This is a genomic window from Mycobacterium sp. ST-F2, from assembly GCF_001905655.1.
GTDB lineage: Bacteria > Actinomycetota > Actinomycetes > Mycobacteriales > Mycobacteriaceae > Mycobacterium.
Genome location: NZ_JMHT01000063.1, coordinates 1 through 18843, shown reverse-complemented (window position 1 = coordinate 18843; position 18843 = coordinate 1). Strand labels below are relative to the sequence as shown.

20 protein-coding genes, 1 tRNA gene and 1 pseudogene are annotated in these 18843 nt (G+C 66.8%); 12 read left to right on the top strand and 10 right to left on the bottom strand.

The window, feature by feature from the left end; all coding sequences use genetic code 11:
- Positions 1–9 precede the first annotated feature (9 nt).
- Positions 10–1242 (top strand): DNA polymerase III subunit delta', encoded by a 1233-nt coding sequence (locus tag EB75_RS21490; RefSeq protein WP_073697296.1) that lies wholly within the window; start codon positions 10–12, stop codon positions 1240–1242.
- Between the two features lie 57 nt (positions 1243–1299).
- A tRNA-Thr gene (locus tag EB75_RS21485) sits at positions 1300–1375 on the top strand.
- A gap of 83 nt (positions 1376–1458) precedes the next feature.
- Here the strand turns inward: EB75_RS21485 and EB75_RS21480 are convergent.
- Entirely contained in the window at positions 1459–2655 is a 1197-nt protein-coding gene (locus EB75_RS21480; RefSeq protein ID WP_073697295.1) for a tyrosine-type recombinase/integrase, read from the bottom strand.
- The gene (locus EB75_RS21475) at positions 2648–3244 is read right to left on the bottom strand and encodes a helix-turn-helix domain-containing protein (RefSeq protein ID WP_073697294.1); all 597 of its coding nucleotides are present in this window, start codon (positions 3242–3244) and stop codon (positions 2648–2650) included. Before EB75_RS21475 ends, EB75_RS21480 begins: the two co-directional genes overlap by 8 nt.
- A 112-nt stretch (positions 3245–3356) precedes the next feature.
- On the opposite strand from EB75_RS21475, the gene EB75_RS21470 reads away from it, so the two are divergent.
- The 7 genes from EB75_RS21470 to EB75_RS21440 all read left to right on the top strand — a co-directional run bounded on the left by EB75_RS21470 (position 3357) and on the right by EB75_RS21440 (position 7688).
- Positions 3357–3566 (top strand): helix-turn-helix domain-containing protein, encoded by a 210-nt coding sequence (locus tag EB75_RS21470; protein ID WP_234880802.1) that lies wholly within the window; start codon positions 3357–3359, stop codon positions 3564–3566.
- On the top strand, positions 3567–4028 hold the full coding sequence (locus tag EB75_RS21465; protein WP_073697293.1) for a hypothetical protein: 462 nt from the start codon (positions 3567–3569) through the stop codon (positions 4026–4028). It begins immediately after the preceding gene.
- Positions 4025–4414: a hypothetical protein gene (locus tag EB75_RS29390; RefSeq protein WP_073697292.1), complete on the top strand. Its 390-nt coding sequence runs from the start codon at positions 4025–4027 to the stop codon at positions 4412–4414. Before EB75_RS21465 ends, EB75_RS29390 begins: the two co-directional genes overlap by 4 nt.
- Complete coding sequence (locus EB75_RS21455) at positions 4411–4743, top strand: DUF2742 domain-containing protein (protein WP_168176088.1); 333 nt, start codon at positions 4411–4413, stop codon at positions 4741–4743. Before EB75_RS29390 ends, EB75_RS21455 begins: the two co-directional genes overlap by 4 nt.
- Positions 4740–6080 carry an AAA family ATPase gene (locus EB75_RS21450; RefSeq protein ID WP_073697291.1) on the top strand — a complete coding sequence of 447 codons (1341 nt, stop codon included), beginning with the start codon at positions 4740–4742 and terminating at the stop codon, positions 6078–6080. Before EB75_RS21455 ends, EB75_RS21450 begins: the two co-directional genes overlap by 4 nt.
- The gene (locus EB75_RS21445; RefSeq protein ID WP_142239748.1) at positions 6077–6358 is read left to right on the top strand and encodes a hypothetical protein; all 282 of its coding nucleotides are present in this window, start codon (positions 6077–6079) and stop codon (positions 6356–6358) included. Before EB75_RS21450 ends, EB75_RS21445 begins: the two co-directional genes overlap by 4 nt.
- Positions 6359–6569: 211 nt before the next feature.
- On the top strand, positions 6570–7688 hold the full coding sequence (locus EB75_RS21440) for a hypothetical protein (protein WP_142239747.1): 1119 nt from the start codon (positions 6570–6572) through the stop codon (positions 7686–7688).
- Between the two features lie 749 nt (positions 7689–8437).
- On the opposite strand, the gene EB75_RS21435 is transcribed toward EB75_RS21440, so the two are convergent.
- The 3 genes from EB75_RS21435 to EB75_RS21425 all read right to left on the bottom strand — a co-directional run bounded on the left by EB75_RS21435 (position 8438) and on the right by EB75_RS21425 (position 11017).
- Positions 8438–8791 (bottom strand): hypothetical protein, encoded by a 354-nt coding sequence (locus EB75_RS21435; protein WP_073697288.1) that lies wholly within the window; start codon positions 8789–8791, stop codon positions 8438–8440.
- 42 nt (positions 8792–8833) lie between these two features.
- Positions 8834–9175 carry a hypothetical protein gene (locus EB75_RS21430; protein WP_073697287.1) on the bottom strand — a complete coding sequence of 114 codons (342 nt, stop codon included), beginning with the start codon at positions 9173–9175 and terminating at the stop codon, positions 8834–8836.
- A gap of 96 nt (positions 9176–9271) precedes the next feature.
- The gene (locus EB75_RS21425) at positions 9272–11017 is read right to left on the bottom strand and encodes a hypothetical protein (protein WP_073697286.1); all 1746 of its coding nucleotides are present in this window, start codon (positions 11015–11017) and stop codon (positions 9272–9274) included.
- A gap of 50 nt (positions 11018–11067) precedes the next feature.
- On the opposite strand from EB75_RS21425, the gene EB75_RS21420 reads away from it, so the two are divergent.
- The 3 genes from EB75_RS21420 to EB75_RS21410 are packed head-to-tail and all read left to right on the top strand — an operon-like array spanning position 11068 to position 14440.
- A complete protein-coding gene (locus EB75_RS21420; RefSeq protein WP_073697285.1) occupies positions 11068–12000 on the top strand; it encodes an NAD-dependent epimerase/dehydratase family protein in 933 nt (310 codons plus the stop codon).
- Positions 12001–12057: 57 nt separating this feature from the next.
- Entirely contained in the window at positions 12058–13842 is a 1785-nt protein-coding gene (locus EB75_RS21415) for an N-acyl-D-amino-acid deacylase family protein (RefSeq protein WP_073697284.1), read from the top strand.
- A gap of 1 nt (position 13843) precedes the next feature.
- Complete coding sequence (locus tag EB75_RS21410) at positions 13844–14440, top strand: TetR/AcrR family transcriptional regulator (protein ID WP_073697283.1); 597 nt, start codon at positions 13844–13846, stop codon at positions 14438–14440.
- Here EB75_RS21410 and EB75_RS21405 read toward each other — a convergent pair.
- The 5 genes and pseudogenes from EB75_RS21405 to EB75_RS21385 all read right to left on the bottom strand — a co-directional run.
- Positions 14431–14784: a DUF2304 domain-containing protein gene (locus EB75_RS21405; protein WP_073697282.1), complete on the bottom strand. Its 354-nt coding sequence runs from the start codon at positions 14782–14784 to the stop codon at positions 14431–14433. The two genes, EB75_RS21410 and EB75_RS21405, sit on opposite strands and share 10 nt — an antisense overlap.
- Positions 14781–15473 (bottom strand): polyprenyl-phospho-N-acetylgalactosaminyl synthase PpgS, encoded by a 693-nt coding sequence (ppgS, locus tag EB75_RS21400; protein WP_073697281.1) that lies wholly within the window; start codon positions 15471–15473, stop codon positions 14781–14783. Before ppgS ends, EB75_RS21405 begins: the two co-directional genes overlap by 4 nt.
- A 21-nt stretch (positions 15474–15494) precedes the next feature.
- The gene (locus EB75_RS21395; RefSeq protein ID WP_073697359.1) at positions 15495–16733 is read right to left on the bottom strand and encodes a hypothetical protein; all 1239 of its coding nucleotides are present in this window, start codon (positions 16731–16733) and stop codon (positions 15495–15497) included.
- The gene (locus EB75_RS21390) at positions 16700–18025 is read right to left on the bottom strand and encodes a M1 family metallopeptidase (RefSeq protein WP_073697280.1); all 1326 of its coding nucleotides are present in this window, start codon (positions 18023–18025) and stop codon (positions 16700–16702) included. The genes EB75_RS21395 and EB75_RS21390 overlap by 34 nt, the downstream gene beginning before the upstream one ends.
- Positions 18022–18843, bottom strand: a pseudogene (locus EB75_RS21385) (amino acid adenylation protein); the annotation flags it as partial. The gene EB75_RS21390 and the pseudogene EB75_RS21385, both read right to left, overlap by 4 nt.

The following is an 18843-nucleotide window of genomic DNA, read 5'->3' as shown; positions in this document are numbered from 1 at the left end:
TGGGGCCCGATGAGCGGAGTTTTCTCGCGTTTGGTCGGCCAGGATGCCGTGGAAGCCGAGTTGGTGGCCGCAGCGCGCGCGGCCCGGGGTGATTCGGCTCACAGCGGTGTCACCACCGGCAGCATGACGCATGCGTGGTTGATCACCGGCCCGCCCGGATCGGGACGGTCCATCGCCGCGGTGTGCTTTGCTGCGGCGCTGCAGTGCACCGCGGAGGCCGATGCGGGCGGCCCGGGCTGCGGGTCCTGCCGGGCCTGCACGACGACCATGGCGGGCACGCACGCCGACGTGCGGCGCGTGATTCCCGAGGGGCTGTCCATCGGCGTCGATGAGATGCGCGCCATCGTGCAGACCGCATCACGGCGGCCCGGGACCGGCCGCTGGCAGATCGTGGTGGTCGAGGACGCCGACCGGCTCACCGAGGGCGCCGCCAACGCGCTGCTGAAGGTCGTCGAGGAGCCGCCGCCATCGACGGTGTTCCTGCTGTGCGCGCCGTCGGTCGATCCCGAGGACATCGCGGTGACGCTGCGGTCGCGGTGCCGGCACGTGGCGTTGACGACGCCGCGGGCCGACGCCATCGCGCAGGTTCTGGTCGAGAACGACGGACTGTCCGAGGCCGACGCACGCTGGGCGGCGTCGGTCAGTGGGGGACATGTGGGCCGGGCCAGGAGGCTGGCGACGGATCCGGACGCCCGCAAACGGCGGGAACGGGCGCTGGGCCTGGCCCGTGACGCCGCGACACCGGCCCGGGCGTACGCGGCCGTCGAAGAGTTGGTCGCCTCGGCGGAGGCCGAAGCGGTGGCGCTGACCGCCGGCCGCAACGAGGCCGAGACCGAGGAGCTCAAGACGGCGCTGGGCGCCGGTGGCACAGGTAAAGGTGCGGCGGGCGCGCTGCGCGGTGCCGCGGGCGCGCTGAAGGACCTGGAGAAGCGGCAGAAGTCGCGGCAGACGCGGGCATCGCGCGACGCCCTGGACCGGGCGCTGATCGACCTCGCCACCTACTTCCGGGACGCGCTGCTGGTGTCGTCGGGGGCGACGGGCGTGGCCGCCGCCAACCATCCGGACATGAGTGACAAGGCCGCCGCGATGGCCGCCCATGTGCCCGCAGACCAGCTGTTGCGCTGCATCGAAGCGGTGCTGGAATGCCGCGAGGCGCTGGCCACCAACGTCAAGCCGAAGTTCGCCGTCGACGCCATGGTCGCGACCATGGGGCAGGCGCTGCGGGCCGGACAACGGAACTGACTTTGGATGCTCCGGATGCGTCCCGTAGACTCGTCCCGCCCCGCCTCGGTGGGGCGCGCCACCCTAGCTCAGTCGGTAGAGCAATTCACTCGTAATGAATAGGTCAGGGGTTCGATTCCCCTGGGTGGCTCCAAACTTGCAGGTCAGAGGCTTACCGCTTCTGACCTGCAGTCGTTTCTGGGCCGAATCCCGTATTTTCCCCGTAGAAACAGCTCGTTATCCCGCTTGACCTGCCCATTTGTCCAATGTGGCCCGCACATCTGGCCCGGTGGTTCGCCGCTGGGCATAGTGCTGCTCGGTCGTGGCCATCTGCGTGTGCGACAACTGCGCCTGCGCGGCCTCGATGCCCATGCCGTCGCGGACGACGGTGGCCACCGACCGGCGGAAGCTGTGCGGCGTCACCCATCGCAGTGATTCTGGGAGCGCATCGCGGAGCGCGCTGCGGATATTCGACAGGCTGGCGTACCCGCCGTCACGGGTGGCCAACACCGGCCCGTCCGTTGACGCAGTCCGCCCCAGCAGTTCCGTGAGGACCGTTACCCCGAACCTCGGCAGCAGCACCGTATGCGGGTCGGCGTCACCCTTGCGAGCATCCTGCCGATGCACCGACTTACCCGGCACACGGCCGTGGTCAATAACCGTCCCGTTGACCGTGACGGTCGGAGGATCCCCGAGAAGGTCGACGTCCTGCCAGCGGATCGCCAGCACTTCACCCGGCCGCACACCGGTGGCCGCCAGCAGCTCGACGAACGCGGGCAGCAACACACCCCGTGGTGGGCCGCCACGCCGATGTGGCTGCGCGTACACCTTCACGGCCTGGCGCACCTGCTCCAGCTCCAGAGCGGTCAGCCCGCGGGCCGGCTTCGGTTCCGCCTTGGCCGGCTTGGTCGCCGCAATAGGGTCGAACCGCACGACGTCGAACCGCGCCGCCATCTGGTACATGCCGGATAGAACGGTGCGCAGCAGTTCGGATTGCCGCGGCGGCAAGGTCTGTATGTGGGAGTTGGCGCGGCTGCCCTCGAGTTCGGCGATGCGGAGCGCCCCGAGCTGGGCGTCACCGTGCAGGCGCCATACCTGGCGGTACTGTGCTTCGGATTGCGGCTTGATGCCGTCCTCGGTTACCTTCGCCGATACCCACGTGTCGAATAGCTCGGAAAGCGTTGTGCGACTGTTGATTACACCAACAGGCGCCGTGGTCTCTAGCTCGGTTTTGATGCGCCGCAACAGCATTCGGTAGGCGTCTTCGCCGGAACTGTACGACGTGGCTTCGCGCTCGCGTAACTTGCCGCTGTGCAGGCGTACGTAAACGCTTGCGATATAGCGCTTTTGGTTCTTCCCGGCCTCATCTTTGAACTTCTCGACACGCTCGGTTATCCGCCCATGCTCACCGGGCTTCATCCGCTGTCTAGGCATGGCTGTCGTCCGCGGGATGTTCGATGCGTAGGTCCACCTCGGCGGTTGGGACACTGATTCCAAGTCGCTCACAAATAGCTTTGATCCGACGATTGAGCACAGCTATGTGTTCCGGGTTGTCCATCTCGTCTCTCGTTGCGATCAGCTCGTCTAGATCGCGCCACTGGTACAGCGTTTCGGTATTCTCTCGCCACTGCGTTTCAGGGTCTTCTGCCGCACCCAAACTATTGTTTCCGAGATAGCTATATATCCCCGAAAACCATTGTGCTGCATTGAATCCCGCAGCATTTCGCCCGGGCATAATCTCGAGAGCGCTCTGGTATGGGCCGGGATAGACGAGGTTCACCGGCGACGTGTTCAATGCAGCCGCGAGGATGATCAATTCGGCTAGGTCAACCTTGCCGGCCCGGTGGTTGCCCTCGATCCGGGCAATTGTCGAGCGCGTGATCGGATAACCAAGCTCCTTGGTTCGAGCTGACAACTGCACTGCAGTGAGGCCCTGCGCCACTCGAAGGCTGGCGACCGCCTGCCCGAATCGTTTGGACCCGGCCTCCTGCCACGCCTTCGCGTCCAGGTCAATGTTTGGCATTGCGCCATCTTCCCGCGATTTGGGCTTGCATGTCCAAACTTTCTGTGCAAGTGTTTGGACTTGTACGGATTTAGTCGTATCCGTGACGCATAACCAAACACGAGGAGGAGCGGTGCCACCCGAATTGCAAGACGAGATCGACAAGCTCAACAGTCGGCTGTGGCCTGTGGAGGCCGTCATGGAGCGGCTGAGCGTCGGCAGGTCGATGGTGTTCGAGCTGATGGCCAGCGGCCAGTTGCGCAGCACGAAAGTTGGTCGCAGGCGCCTAGTGTCCGAGGCCGCCATCAATGAGTTTATCGCCCGCATTGACGGTGCGGCCTAGATGAACACCACCCGCGAAAATGCCCCGGCCGGTGCTCGAACACCTGCCGGGGCCGAGAACAACCCGTCAGTCGCCAAAACCGAGAAGGAGAAGTTCAACATCATGATGTCATCTGACCCCTGGCAGCACCAGACCTGCACGTCCTGCACGGTCCCCGCAGCCACCACCACCCTTGATCCGTCCACCGGCCTGTGCCAGTTCTGCGCCTACCCCCCGCCACCGCTGGATGCCGACGAGCTGCTAACCGAGGCTGACCAGCACCTCGCCGCCGACCCGCTCGTCTACCCGCTGGCCGCGCGCATCGCCCACGGCTCACCGGCATTCCCGCTGCAGGGCTATTCCTGCTACGTCACCGAGGTCGGCCGCTCTCGCTTCACCATCACCGCGACCCGCCGCGACCCCGAGACCGGCGAGACTGCGAACCGCGAATTCGTCTGCGCCGTCCTGGAGGTGACCGCATGAGCGATCGCAACCCGTTCGTCGGCACCCGCACCGACCGCAGCCACTCCGCCTACCTGGGCGACGTCGGCGGCGGCCTCGAATGCTACGCGGTGACAACCGAAATTAGTTCCGACGGGTGCACCATCGGATTCTGGATCGAAGACCGCTCCACCCCCGATTTTCGCTGCACCGACGGATGGAATACCACCCCCGAGCACGAGCGGGTCGGCCCGCTGCCCGACAGGTGGAAGTACCGCATCGAGCTGGCGCAACACAGGCTCAGGATCAAGGCGCTGCGAGCGACAACGCCCCGGTGCGGGCGGCCCACAGCACACGGCACTGAATGCCTCAACCGGGTTCGGATAGCCGGCCAGCCATGCCACCGCCACGCGGAGGCAGTCAGGTGAAAGATGCGACGGGAGGCCGGCACCACTTCGGTGTCGGCCTCCTGGCCTCCCGCCAGGTCGACTGGTGGCCAGTCCACGAGTTCGTAGAAGAACTAGATCTTGCTGATCTTCCGTTCCCCGGCACACCCGCCTGGTGCCAACTCGACGACGAGCACAAGCGGCTGGCCTGCATCGCCGCCGCACCCCACTACGCCCTGCTGCTCGACACCCGGCAGGAACACCTCGCTGCTGCATCCAAAGCCATTGCCGCCGGGGAGAACTGGGCCGCTGTCGCCCGCACCATCACCCGCCGGGAGTCCGGCCTGTACATACCAAGGAAGGCATCGTGACAGAACCTGGCCAATCCACCAGGGAGCTGGTCGTCACCCGCGGATCACACGTCAAAGCCAAGCGGCTCGTGTGGTGGGAACTCGGCCTGATTCTCCAGTACGCCGTCAACCTTCTTGCCGCCCGTGAAGGCAAAGGGAAGTCCACCGTCGCCTCATCTTGGGCGGCCCGCGAAACCCGCAATGGCGGCGTCGTTCTCTGGATCGGCACCGAGGAATCCCGTGAGCACGCCATCGTCCCCAGGCTCATCGCGGCCGGCGCCGACATGGACCGGGTCATCTTCGTCGACGTCCAGACCGACCTCGGGACCGGCGCACTGATGTTCCCGCTCGACCTCGTGCGCATCGAGGCCGTCATCCGCGAGCACGGCGTCACCATGATCTTCCTGGACCCCGCCAAGGCCGTTGTCCCACCCGGATTCTCTGGTAACGACGACATCGCCGTGCGCCAATACCTCGAACCGATCGCGGCCCTCGCGGACCGTTGCAAGGTCACGATCATCGGCTTGGCCCACTTCGGCAAGCGCGTCGGCAACGACTCCGGGCAACTCATGCTCGGCTCGGTCGCCTGGTCCCAGGTCGCCCGCTGCGTGCTGTCCATCGCAGAAGATCAGGACACCGGAGCCCGCGTGCTGACCAACACCAAAGCCAACTACGCCGGCACCGACCGGTCTGTGGAGTTCCGCATCGTGTCCACCACGATCCAGCTCGACGACGGCCCCACCGAAATCGGCTCGGTCGAATGGCTCGGCGACACGACGGTGGACGCCCGCGACCTACTCGCCGGGGACGAGGCCGAGGACGCCGGCGAGCGCACCGCAGCCGAACACTGGCTTGAGGACTTCCTGACAGCTAACGGACCGACACCATCAAAGACGGTCAAAACCGAGGCGGCCAAGGAGAAGATCAGCGAGCGGACACTCCAGCGGGCAAAGAAGAAGCTGGGTGTCATCGACAGCTCATCCGGCTTCCCGAGGACCTCAACATGGGACCTCCCCAGTGGCGCCAGTCGGGCCAAACCGGAGGGTGTCACGCAAGACCGTGGCGCGACTGGCGCGACTGAGTCCGACCAGCGAAAACAGGGTGGCGCAACTGGTCAAGAATCACAGTCGCGCCAGCTCTGCATGTCTGGCGCGACTGATGGCCCCACTGGACCATCGCCAGCCGCGATGCCAGTCCGAGGTAGCCACCCTGCACTCATCACCGGCCACCGTCGTCCACGGGAGCGCACCCGTGGCAAACATCGCTGCATGTGCGGCGGGCTCGCCCCAGCGCGAACCGACACCGGCCTGTGCGACCTCTGCACTGCCCGTAAGCAAAGGGAAGAAGCAGCGTCATGAGACGGCGCGTGATCTTCCCCGACCCTGAAATTTGGACCAGACCCAAGGAGAACGGAACGGTGCCCGAAGACGAATACCGACGCCTCGTTGCTTTCACTCGCCTGCTCTGGGATGTAGCGGAGGCGCTGCGACTGCACGGCCGCACCGAGGCCGCAGACATCATCCACGCCGAAGCTGTCCACTTCGCCACCGAGCGCGACATCGCCAGAGCGGTGGCCGACGCCGAACTCGACACTCCGATGCAGACGGCCGACCTCGGCCGATTGTCTGACGACTGAGATATGCTGTGTCCCAACAACTGAATGAAAGTAGCGGCGCGTCGCAGGGCGAAACCCACGGCGCGCATGGGCGAAATCCAAACTTCATATTGCCGGCAGGGCGACACCCACCGGAGTCTGTAACGAAACCATCCACTGATGTGGACACGTCGTTACCACGCGAAAACTGGTTACCACCAACACTTTTCGGGCTCTGGGAGGGGCTCACAACATGGCAATGAAATCTCTTGCAACAGAACTCATGGAGCGCCGTAGCGTTCTCATCAACGAAGCCCGCGCAATCGCCCAGACCGGCGTAGCGGAGAATCGAGACCTCACCGCCGACGAACAGGGCACGTTCGACGGCCTCATCACCCAGGCCGACGCACTCCAGAAGCGCGCCAAGGAGATCAGCGACGGCGAGCAGGCCGCTCACGCTCTGGATGAGTCATTCCGCAGCGTCACCGGCGTAGACCCTCGTACCGGCCGCCGGCCCCATCTGCTGGCGGTACCCGACAGCGCGGTTCGGGAACTGCACGCGGCCACCATCGAACGCCGCACCTACAGCTGGCAGGCCGGCGCCGAGGAACGCGCCGCCCTGGTCACCAGCACCTACGGCACCACCACCGGATGGCACGGATTCGGCGCCGACGGACCCCTGCTGCTCCACGACATCGGTGGGGCTGCCATCGAGCAGCTGGTCGGCCTCAAGCTGAGCTACCCGACCTTCACCCTGCCGACCGCATCAGCGTCCGTCGCCGAGACCGTAACCGTGGGCGAGTACGCCACCAGCACCGCCGGCACACTCACCGCAGCCCGCTTCGGCCGCTGGACCGACATTTCCGCCGAGGCCTCACTCAACGGCACGAACTCGATCCTGCGCATGCACAGCATGGCCATCGCCCGCGACCTCAACGCCGCGTGTGTGGACGTGCTGGAGACGGCCGCCAGCACCCCCGTCACGTACGCCACCAGTGCTGAGTTCATGGTCAAGCGCAGCATCGCCGTGATCTGCGACCGCACCGCCTGCGACCCCAGTGCTCTGGTCCTCGTCGTCAACCCGACCGACGCGCCGGCCTTCACCGAAACCACACCGACCAACGGCGCCGACATCGCCTCGACCGTCGAACGGTTCTCAGGTGCCCGCATCTTCGCCAGCACCGCCATGACCGCCGGCATCGCAATGGTCGCCAACCTCGGCCTCGGCCTGGTCTACGGCAGTGCACAGCCGATCCGCGTCGAGACCCATCTCGACGTCAAGACGGGCGTAAGCACGCTTGCCACGTCGGTCATCGGCGGCTACGGCGTCGGCATCCCTGAAGCCGTACAGGCCGTTGACATCACTGCCTAGCCGGGACGCTCGGGCCACAGCATCGCGCGTGTGGCCCGAGCTATCCGACGACGACACCGATCGCGAGCAGTTCGAGGCTGACCTCGAAGCAAAGCAACGAACCGCACACATCACCGGGCGCTGGCCCGACTAGACCAGTTCGAGGACCGGGAAGTGTCAAAGCCTCACGCATCATGGTTGCGACCCTTCGGGCCAAGGCCGCCCACGACCGCGACAACCATCGCGCGAGGCGTGACCTGCACTTCCCCGGTCCTCGAACGCCCCACTTTTGAGCGCATCGGCCCAGGTGACACCGCCAATGTTCTTCTCGCAATGTGTACGGAGTCTGGGGGTTGTGGGCGGTTCTGGGGTCAATTGCGAACAATCGGCGGATAACCGCAGATCAGGGCTAGTTTTTAGCAGTCAAAACCCCAGGTGACACCGCCAGTGTTGCGTATCTCTCCCCGAAATTTTTTTCCACAAGCTCGAAGTTGCCGGTATGTCGCCGGATTACCCCAGACCCGGCCAGAATCTCCAGACTCCGTACATCCTGCGAAAGGAACATTGGCGCAGTAGCTTCGGCTGGCCTACTCCGCATTTTCCCCGTAAAAACGCCCGCGACACGCCGCGAATCTGGGTGAATCGACACGGACGCACCTGTTGCCAATCATGTTGGTGTGCAACACGTTAACGCACTATCGCGGGCTTCGGCGGACGCTTCGGCCTTATGAATAGGTCAGGGGTTCGATTCCCCTGGGTGGCTCCAAAACTCAACGCATCGGCCGACGTCCGTCGGGGAGTGCATCCGGGGTCTCGGTGATGGTCGCAGCACCGACAGAGTCCAAGTCGTGTCTCGGCTTACGCATCGGGACCGCGATGCAGCCCTGAGCCTTTCCGTCGACGTACGAGCATTTCGTCTTGTCGCCGTTCTTGTCGGTCGTGGTGCAGGCCTCGTACAGGTGCCCGTTGCCCACCTTGGTTTCGTAGGTCTGGTTCGAACCCATGCAATCGCTGCCGACGGAGGCGCTGGCGCTGGGCGCGTTCAGGATCACGGGTACGGCGTACAGCGCGGCAGCACTCAGCAGGGCGGCGAATGCGGGCTTGATCATCGAGTTCGTATTCATTGACGGATGTCCTTCTCTGGTGGCTGTGGACGACTGGGGGCTTCAGGAGCGATCGACCTGAACCGGGACGAGGTCGCCGGTCGGGATGTGGGTGTTCTTCACGGCCGTCCTCGGCACGGTGATGCAGCCCTGGGGTTTGTGATCGATCTCGGTGCACTGTGTCTTGACGCCCTCTTTGTCGACCGTGGTGCAGCTCTCGATGATCGACCCGTTCGAGCGGGTGCCGATGGCGAAGGTGCCGCCGCCTTTTCCGCAGCGGGTCGCCAAGGACTCGGCGCTTGCCATCGGCGTGGTCAGCGCCAGCGGGGCCACGTACAGCGCGGCCGTGCCGATGAGGGCGGCCAGTGCGATGCGCTTGCCGTTTGCGGTGCCGGTGGTGGTCATGGGCGTTCTCCTTTTCCGGTGGTCGCAGGCCCGGGCGGACTTGCTGACACAGGTAGGAGCACGCACCGTCCCGGAAGGGGACAGTTTTTTGCGCGGCTATTTGGGCGCCAGGAACCCCACCGGACCTGAGGCGATGCACACCGACAACGCCGACGTGTTGGCCTTCACCTGAATGGCGGCCCCGGCGCCCGGCAGTCGGACGAACACCCGGTTCAGGCCGGGGTGCACGGGCACCCGCGCTTCGCGGCCTTCGGGTAGCGACATGGTCAGTGACCCGTCGCTGTTGGCCAGGTAGTTGAGTTCGGCGGTCCAGTCGGCCGGCAGCAGTGGGCCGTCCAGCGGCATGGTCAAGGGCGCGTCGGTCTGCACCAGGTAGCCGCAGTTCGGTGCGGGGCCGGGCGCGATGGTGCGGGTCCAGGTCACCTTGGCCGGGACGAGGCGGCCGGCCGCCGTGAACATCTGCAGAGACGTTGTGCTGGAGGCGAATTGGGGCCGATCCCGCAGCAGCGCGAACATGTGGCTCGCCAGGTTCTCCGGCCAGGCCACGCGTTGCAGTATCAGTGGATCGACTTCCTGATCCAGCAGCGGCACGTCGCGGGGTGCGGCAGCCAGCGCAGCTTCGACGTTCAGCAGATATGCGCGCGTCGGATTGTCGCGCCAGCTGGGCAGGAACGTCGCCGACGAGTACAGGCTGCTGGCCACGAATAGTGTTGCAGCACAAGCAATGACGGCGCGCCGCCGCGGGGAGTCGTCGAACTGGGCGCTCCGGTTGGGCGCGCAGAACGCGACCGCGGCCAGCAGGGCCAGCACCACCACGAGATCGGACAGGTAGCGCAGCGTCTGCGCCAACTCCAGCGCGGTGAACTTCGATGACCGCATCAGGTAGATCGGCACCTGGCACGCCACCACGTACCCCACCGCGGCCAGCCAGACGGGGCCCAGCCGGTGCTTGCGCAGCACCGACACCGCGACCAGGGCAGCGAGCACCAGCCAGCCCAGCACCATCACGACCGGACCGGGCGTCGCCCACGGTGACGCCGGCGCCCAGCGCTGCCAGTCCCACGGCCCGCCGGCCAGTGTCGGCACCAGACCGTGCGTGACCGACCGGGCCAGCAGCTCCCACGTCATCGCCAGGTCCAGGGTCCAGCGCTTCTGGTTGACAACCAGGAGGTAGACGCCGATCCAGCCGATGGTGATGGTCAGCAGCCCGAGCCACAGCCGGAGCCCCTTGCGCCACACCGAGACCCGGGCCCCGGTGACGTACGTCAGCAGCCAGCACACCGCGAAGGCGGTGAACGGGATCACCGCGGACTTCTCGAAGAACAGCAGCCCACCCAGGTAGGCCAGGCAGCCGGTCCAGACGTAGCGCGGGTTCCCGGTACGCACCAGCAGGATGGCGTCGGCGCAGACCCAGGCCATGGCCGCTGCCATCGGCAGCGCGTTCAGCCCGGCCGACCACCAGGCGAACGCCGGCACCCCCAATGGGGTGAAGAGTGCGAAGACCAGCGGCGCCAGCAGCACCGGGCGCCATCCGAGGATGACCCGCAGGGCGCGCACCAGCGTCAGCGACGCGACCAGTTGCAGCAGCACCAGGCTCAGTGCCGGCCAGAACCAATTCAGGGGTGCCAGTCGCGTCAGGACGCCGGCCAACAGGAACCCCGCAGGCATGACGTGGCCGTCGTGGTCGTTGAAGAGGAAATCTGGGGACAGCAGGGAATGGGTGCCGGCCTGGCCGATCAGGATCAGGTCGTCCCAGTAGAAGTAGCCGCCGAACGCCAGGACCGCCCGCAGTATCAGCTGCAGCGCCACCAGTGCGGCGGCGGTTCGGGCGACCCAGTTCACTCTTGTCGACTGTACGGGTCGCGGAAAGAGTCCATAGGTATGGTTGGCCGGTGCGAACACTTGTCACTGGTGCTGCCGGATTCATCGGGTCGATGCTCGTCGACCGGCTCCTGTCCGAAGGACACGACGTCGTCGGGCTCGACGACCTGAGCAGTGGCAAGGTCGACAACCTCGCCGATGCCGAGAGCACCGGGCGGTTCGAGCTGGTCAAGGCCGACATCGTCGACGCCGACCTGCACGCCATCGTGGCCGAGACCAAGCCGGAGGTGATCTTCCACCTGGCCGCGCAGATCTCCGTTTCGCGGTCGGTGACCGACTCGCCGTTCGACGCCGCGGTCAACGTCGTCGGCACCGTGCGGCTGGCCGAGGCGGCGCGCTCGGGCGGCGTCCGCAAGGTGGTCCACACTTCGTCGGGCGGATCGGTCTACGGCGTCCCGCCGGGCTACCCGACCAACGAGGACATGCCGGTGGATCCGTCGTCCCCGTACGCCGCCAGCAAGGTGTGCGGCGAGGTCTACCTCAACATGTTCCGCAACTTGTACGGCCTGGACTGCTCGCACATCGCGCCGGCCAACGTCTACGGCCCGCGCCAGGACCCGCATGGTGAAGCCGGTGTGGTTGCGATCTTCAGTCAGGCCCTGTTGGCCGGCCGTCCCACCAAGATCTTCGGTGACGGCACCGACACCCGCGACTACGTCTTCGTCGACGACGTCGTCGACGCCTTCGTGCGCGCCGGTGGCGAGGCCGGCGGCGGGCAGCGGTTCAACGTCGGCACCGGCGTCGAGACGTCGACGGCGCAGCTGCACACCGCGATCGCCGCGGCCGTCGGCGTGCCCGACGCGCCGGAGTTCCACCCGCCGCGCCTCGGTGACCTGCGCCGTTCGCAACTCGACTACTCCCGGGCGCAGCAGGTGCTGGGGTGGAGCCCGAAGGTCTCCATCACCGAGGGCGTGGCCCGCACGGTCGACTACTTCCGCGTCTGACCTGCGAATATACAGAAAAAGATTGTGAGCACTCACTTTCTGTCCTAGTCTCGCGTCATGACTTACGACGTGATCGTCAAGGACGGCCTGTGGTTCGACGGCACCGGCCGCACGCCGCAACTGCGCAACCTGGGTATCAGCGACGGCGTCGTCGCGACGGTGTCGGCACAGCCGCTCGATGAGACGGGTTGCCCCGACGTCATCGACGCCAAGGGCAAGTGGGTGACGCCGGGCTTCATCGACGTCCACACCCACTACGACGCCGAGGTGCTGCTCGATCCGGGCCTGCGCGAGTCCGTCCGGCACGGTGTGACGACGGTGCTGCTGGGCATGTGCTCGCTGTCGACCGTCTACGCCGAGAACGACGACGCCGCCGACCTGTTCAGCCGCGTCGAGGCGGTGCCGCGCAAGTTCGTCGTCGGCGCGCTCGAGCAGAAGCGCAACTGGTCCGGCCCGGCTGAATACGTGCAGACACTCGAAGCGCTGCCGCTCGGCCCCAACGTCAGCTCGCTGCTGGGCCACTCGGACCTGCGTACCTCGGTGCTGGGCCTGGACCGCGCGACGACCGCGAACGTCACCCCGACCAACGCCGAGTTGGAAAAGATGGCAGAGCGGCTGGAGGCGGCCCTGGACGCCGGCATGCTCGGCATGTCCGGCATGGACGCGGCCATCGACAAGCTCGACGGTGACCGCTTCCGGTCCCGCGCGCTGCCGTCGACGTTCGCCACCTGGCGCGAACGGCGCCGCCTGATCAAGGTGTTGCGCAAGCGCGGCCGCATCCTGCAGAGCGCGCCCAACGTCGCGAAACTGCAAGAGGCCCTGAACTTCTTCCTCGAGAGCAGCGGCTGGTTCGGCCGTCGTCCCGGGGTCCGGATGAGCCTGCTGGTGTCGGCCGACGCCAAGTCGTCGCCCGGTGCCGTGTACGTGCTGGGCCCGGTGACGCGGCTGGCCAACAAGTTCCTGAACTCGAAGGTGCGCTTCCAGCACCTGCCCGTGCCGTTCGAATTGTATTCGGACGGAATCGATCTCCCGGTTTTCGAGGAGTTCGGCGCGGGCACCGCGGCGCTGCACCTGAAGGATCAGTTGGAGCGCAACAAGCTGATGGCCGACCCGGAGTACCGGCGCCGGTTCCGCAAGTCGTTCGACAAGAAGGTGCTGGGCCCGACCTTGTGGCACCGCGACTTCCACGACTCGACCATCGTCGAATGCCCGGACAAATCGTTGGTGGGCAAGAGCTTTGGCCAGATCGCCGATGAGCGCGGCGTGCATCCGCTGGATGCCTTCCTCGACGTCCTGGTCGAGCACGGTGAGCGCAACACCCGCTGGACCACCATTGTCGCCAACCACCGTCCCAAGCAGCTCGACAAGCTGGCCACGGAGCCGTCGGTGCACATGGGTTTCTCGGATGCCGGTGCGCACCTTCGGAACATGGCGTTCTACAACTACGCACTGCGGATGCTGCGCCGCGTGCACGACGCCGACAAGGCCGGCCGCCCGTTCATGACCACCGAGCACGCCGTGCACCGGTTGACCGGTGAGGTCGCCGACTGGTTCGGTCTGGAGGCCGGCACCCTGCGTCAGGGCGAGCGCGCCGACTTCGTCGTGATCGATCCGGCCGGGCTGGACGCCGAACTCGAGGCGTACCACGAGGATTCGGTCGACTTCTACGGCGGGCTGAGCCGCATGGTCAACCGCAGCGACTCCGCCGTGGTGGCGACCGGTGTCGGTGGCCAGGTGGTGTTCCGTAACGGCGAGTTCGTCGAGGGCTACGGCGAGACCGTGAAGTCCGGCCACTACCTGCCGGCGCGCGGGGCGAAACTGCCGGTGGCGCAAGCGGTCTGACATGGCCAGAACCCAACAGCAACGCCGCGAGGAGACGCGGGCCCGACTGCTCGACGCCGCGATCGCCACCATCGTCGAGGTCGGTTATGCCCGCGCCTCGGCGGCGGTGATCGCGCGTCGGGCTGAGGTCTCCGACGGCGCGCTGTTCAAGCATTTCGCCACCATGGGCGACTTCATGGCGGCCACGGCGCTGGAGGTCATGCGCCGGCAGCTCGAGCAGTTCAGCAAGCAGGTCGCCGAAATCCCTTCGGACCGGCCGGCTCTGGAAGGGGCGTTGATCGCGCTGCGGGACATCAGCGGCAACGCCACCAACACGGTGATGTACGAGCTGATGGTGGCGGCGCGCACCGACGACAAGTTGCGGGCGACGCTGCAGGGCGCACTCATCGAGTACGGCCGCAACATCTACGAGACCGCGCTGGAGATGCCCGGTGCGGATCAGCTGCCGCCCGAACAGCTGATGCTGATCGTTGCCGTCATGGTCAACACCTTCGACGGCGCGGCGCTGGTGCGCGCCGTGCTACCGCAACCCGAACTCGAGGACGGCCGGATTCAGCTGCTGACCGCGATGCTGGGCGGGCTGGGCGCTCAGACCTGACGGGTGTCGTCTTCGGGCACCCGCGCGCCTTCGAGCGCAACCGCGCGGGCCAACTGCGCGTAGCGCAGCTCCAGGTCCTTGAACCGCATGTACGCGCTGATGGTCGTGAACAGGAACGCGATGACCAGCGCATACAGCAGCAGGTCGGCGCCGCGCCCGATGCCGAGCCAGTGCGCCACCACCGTGGTGTCGTTGGGCCGCAGGATCGCGTAGATGGCGCCGACCACGAACAGCACGTAGCCGACCTTCACCCAGGCCCGCGACTGCGCGTTGCGTCGCGAGGAGAACAGGTAGGCCAGCAGCAGGACGACCGCGCCGATGAGTAAAGCCTTGGTCCAGATCATCGGCGCAACCTCCCGCGCAGCAGTCCGTCGACGACGATGTTGACGCCGTTGACCAGCGGCTGACCCTTCGACATCGAATAGTCGGTGTACAGGATCTGCACCGGCTGCTCGGCGATTCGCCACTGGTTCTCCACGATCAGCGCGACGAACTCGCTGGCGTGGCTCATGCCGTTCATGGTCAGGTTCAGTCCGTCGGCGACCGTCTTGTTGAACACCCGCAACCCGTTGTGGGCGTCGGTCAGATGCAGCTTGCGGCTGGACCGGCTGAGTTTGGCGACGATCGGCAACAGCAACCGCTTGAGCATCGGCATGCGGTCGGGCGGTTGGTCGGCGAACCGGGTGCCGATCACGATGTCCAGGTCCTCGTCCCGAAGGCGCTCGATCATCCGTACGACGTCCTTGACCCGGTGCTGGCCGTCGGCGTCGAATGTGGCGAAAACCTGTGCCCCAGGCCGGGATCGGGCGTACTCGACGCCGGTCTGGATGGCTGCTCCCTGGCCGAGATTCACCGGGTGCCGCACCACATGGGCGCCGGCGGCGAAGGCGCGGTCGCCGGTGTCGTCACGGCCGCCGTCATCGACGACGACGACGTTGGGGAAGACGCTGCGTACATCGGCTACGACGTCAGCGATGACGGTCGCCTCGTTGTAGGCGGGGATGACGATCCAGACGTCGCGATACAGGGACATGTTGCTGCCGAAAATACACGCTCAGCGGCGCTTGATGGCGCCGAGCGCGGCCAGGTGCACGATGATTCCGACCAGTGGGCCGCACATCAGCGCGACGATGGTGCGGGTCTGCAGGTCCAGCGGTAGCAGCAACAACAGCGCCGCGGCCACGGTGGCGCTCACCCAGCCCACCGCGTAGGCCCGGTGCAGTGCGGCCGCGACCGTCGCGGCCCCGGTCAGGGTCAGGAACGCGATGGCGACCGCGCCGGCCGTCAGCCAGGCTAGCAACGCGCCGCTCGCGGCGTACTCGGGCCCGAACAGCGTGCGCAGCAGCCACGGTCCGAGCAGTCCGGCCGCCAGCACCGCCAGCGCACCCAGCCCGGCCAGCGCGAGGGTGGGGGTGAGCAGGGCTCGCAACCGCCGGTTGTCGACAAAGTGCGCGATCAGATTGCCCTGCATTGCGGTCAGCGGCACCAGCAGCGGGGCGCGGGTCAGCGTCACGGCCAGGATGATGACGCCGCCGGTGGCGCCCAGGTCGCGCGACGTGGCCTGCAGCAGCACCGGGAAACCCATCACCAGGATGGCGCTGGCGCCGGCAGCCGCGATGGAATGCGCCGACCCGGTCAGGAAGGTCCGGGGCGTCCCCGGAGTCTGGATACCGGCCGCGGACCGGGCCACCGGCGAGGCCAGCAGCAGGATCAGCCACGACATCGAACCGGCGACGGTGGCCCACAGGTAGCCGTCCAGTCCCCAGCCCAGGACGAACGCGGCGACCGCGACGGCCACCCGGATTCCGGCGTCGGTCACCATCAACGTGCCGTACTGGGTCCAGCCGTCAGCTCCGGCGAGCACGCCGAGCAGCGTGGCGTGCAGGCAGAAGCCGGCCAGGCCGACGCTCAGCAGCGCCACGCTCAGCGGGGTGGATTCGACGAACACGTGGCCGGCCCACAGCGGAGCGGTGCCGGCGATCAGCAGTCCCGCGGCGACGGCGACCAGCGCCGCCACCCGAATGGGCTGCAGGTGTGGTCCGGGCCGGGGCTCAGCTGCACGTGCGACGCGGACCTCGCGGGTGGCCTCCTGCAGCAGCCCGTTGGCCGCACCGGTGAACAACCCGAATGCGCCCCAGAAGACGCTGAACACCGAGAACCCGGCGGGGGCCACATCGCGCGCGGCGAGGTACAGGATCGCGTAGCCGCAGAGCGCGCTGAGCACCGTCGCGACGGCGACCCGCGCCACACCGCTGGGTTTCACAGTGCCGGTAGCTCCGTCGTGTAGAGCCACGCGTTCCACAGTCCGCGCAGGGACTGGTCGGTGTAGTTGGCGGCCAGGCCGGTGAAGTCATCGGTCACCGCGGTCGAGTGCCGGTAGCGGGTCGTCCAATCCCGCAGCAGCGCAAAGAAGTTCGCATCGCCGATGGTGCGGCGCAGGGCATGAAGCGTCAGTGCGCCGCGCTTGTAGACCCGGTCGTCGAACATGTCCTCTGGGCCGGGATCGGCCAGCAGCAGGTTCTGCGGCAGGCCGCGCAGCTTCTGCAGGTTGTGCGCGGCCAGCTCGTCGGCGGTGCGCCAGCCGGACTCCTCGGCCCACAACCATTCGGCGTAACAGGCAAATCCTTCGTGCAGCCAGATGTCGCGCCACCGCCGTACCGTCACCGAGTTGCCGAACCACTGGTGGGCCATCTCGTGCGCGATCAGCCGCTCGGCACTGCGACGGCCGTCGCAGTGGTTGGCGCCGAAGATCGAGATACCTTGTGCCTCAAGTGGAATTTCCAGCTCGTCGTCGGTGACGACCACGGTGTAGCCCGTCGACAGCGGGTACGGCCCGAACAACCTGGTGAACAGCTGCATCATCCGCGGCTGCCGGCCGAAGTCGTATTCGAAGTTGCGGATCAGCCGCTGCGGCAGCGCCGCGGACATCGGCACCGGCGACTTGGACAGCCGCAGCGACTCGTACCGCCCGATCTGCAGGGTGATCAGGTAGGTTGACGTCGGCTCGGCGAGTTCGTACACCCACATGGTCTGGGCCGCACGGGTTTTGCGGCTCACCAGCTCGCCGTTGGCGACGACGCGGTACGGGCTGTCGGTGCTGATCGCGATGCGGTAGCTGGCCTTGCTGCTCGGGTGGTCGTCACACGGGAACCAGGACGCGGCACCGTTGGGCTGCCCGGCGACCAGGGCCCCCTCGGTCAGCTCTTCGAAACCGACTGTGCCCCAGATGGATTTGATCGGGCGCGGGTTGCCGCCGTAGCGCACCGTCACCTTCATCGCCGCCCCGGCGGGCAGCTGGTTGGCCAGCGTGATGTGCAATTTGCCATTGACGGTGCGGTACTTGGCCGGGCGCCGGCCGTTGACCTCGACTTTGGCCACCGACAGGTCATCGGACAGATCCAGGGTGAACCAGTGCAGCGACGCCAGGGTGACAGCGGTGATGCTGGCGATGCCGGTCAGCCGGTTGCTCTCGACCTTGTATTCGAGGCTCAGCTCGTAGCGGGACACCCGGAAGCCGAAGTTGCCATTGTTGGGCAAATACGGATCGATGACCGGGGCCAGGTCCTTCTTGTTTCTCCGGGTCACGCGGCCTGCGCCTTATGTCGATTGCCGCCGGACTTGCGCTTCTTGCCGACCCACGGGGCGATCGGGTTGCCCTGCCAGCGTGTGGAGGCCGGCACCGCGTCGCCGCGCATCACCAGGGAGGCCGGCCCGACCGTCGCCCCGGCGCCGATGCTGGCCGCAGGCAGTGCGACGCAGTGGGTACCGAGCGTCGCGCCCTCCTCCAGCACCACGGTGTCCAGCTGCATGATGCGGTCGTGGAACAGGTGGGTCTGCACCACGCAGCCGCGGTTCACCGTCGCGCCCCGGCCCAGCGTCACCAGGTCGGCTTCTGGCAGCCAATAGGTTTCGCACCACACGCCGCGGCCGATCGCGGCGCCGAGGGCCCGCAGCCACAGGTTCATCACCGGGGTGCCGCTGGCGGCGCGCGCGAACCACGGGCCGGCGACGGTCTCGACGAAGGTGTCGGACACTTCGTTGCGCCACACGAACGGCGACCACAAGGGGTGTTCGACGGCCCGAATCCGCCCGACCATCAACCATTTCGCCACCACGGCAATGGCACCGGCGATAGCGCCCGCGTTCAGCAGCACCAGGCCGGCGCCCAATGATGCCCACAGCCAACCGAATTCGTCGGCTAGCGCCTGCAGGACGCCCAGGACCGCGACGCCGATGCCGAACGACACCATCACCGGGACGATGCGCAGGGTCTCGACCGTCGACCGCATGATCTTCAGGTGCGTCGACGGGTGGAAGGTGCGCACCGCGTCGGCTTCGGTCGGCTGGCGGCGCAACCGGATCGGCGGGGGGGCGGGCCCCGAAGAGCCGGCCGCGCCGCCCGT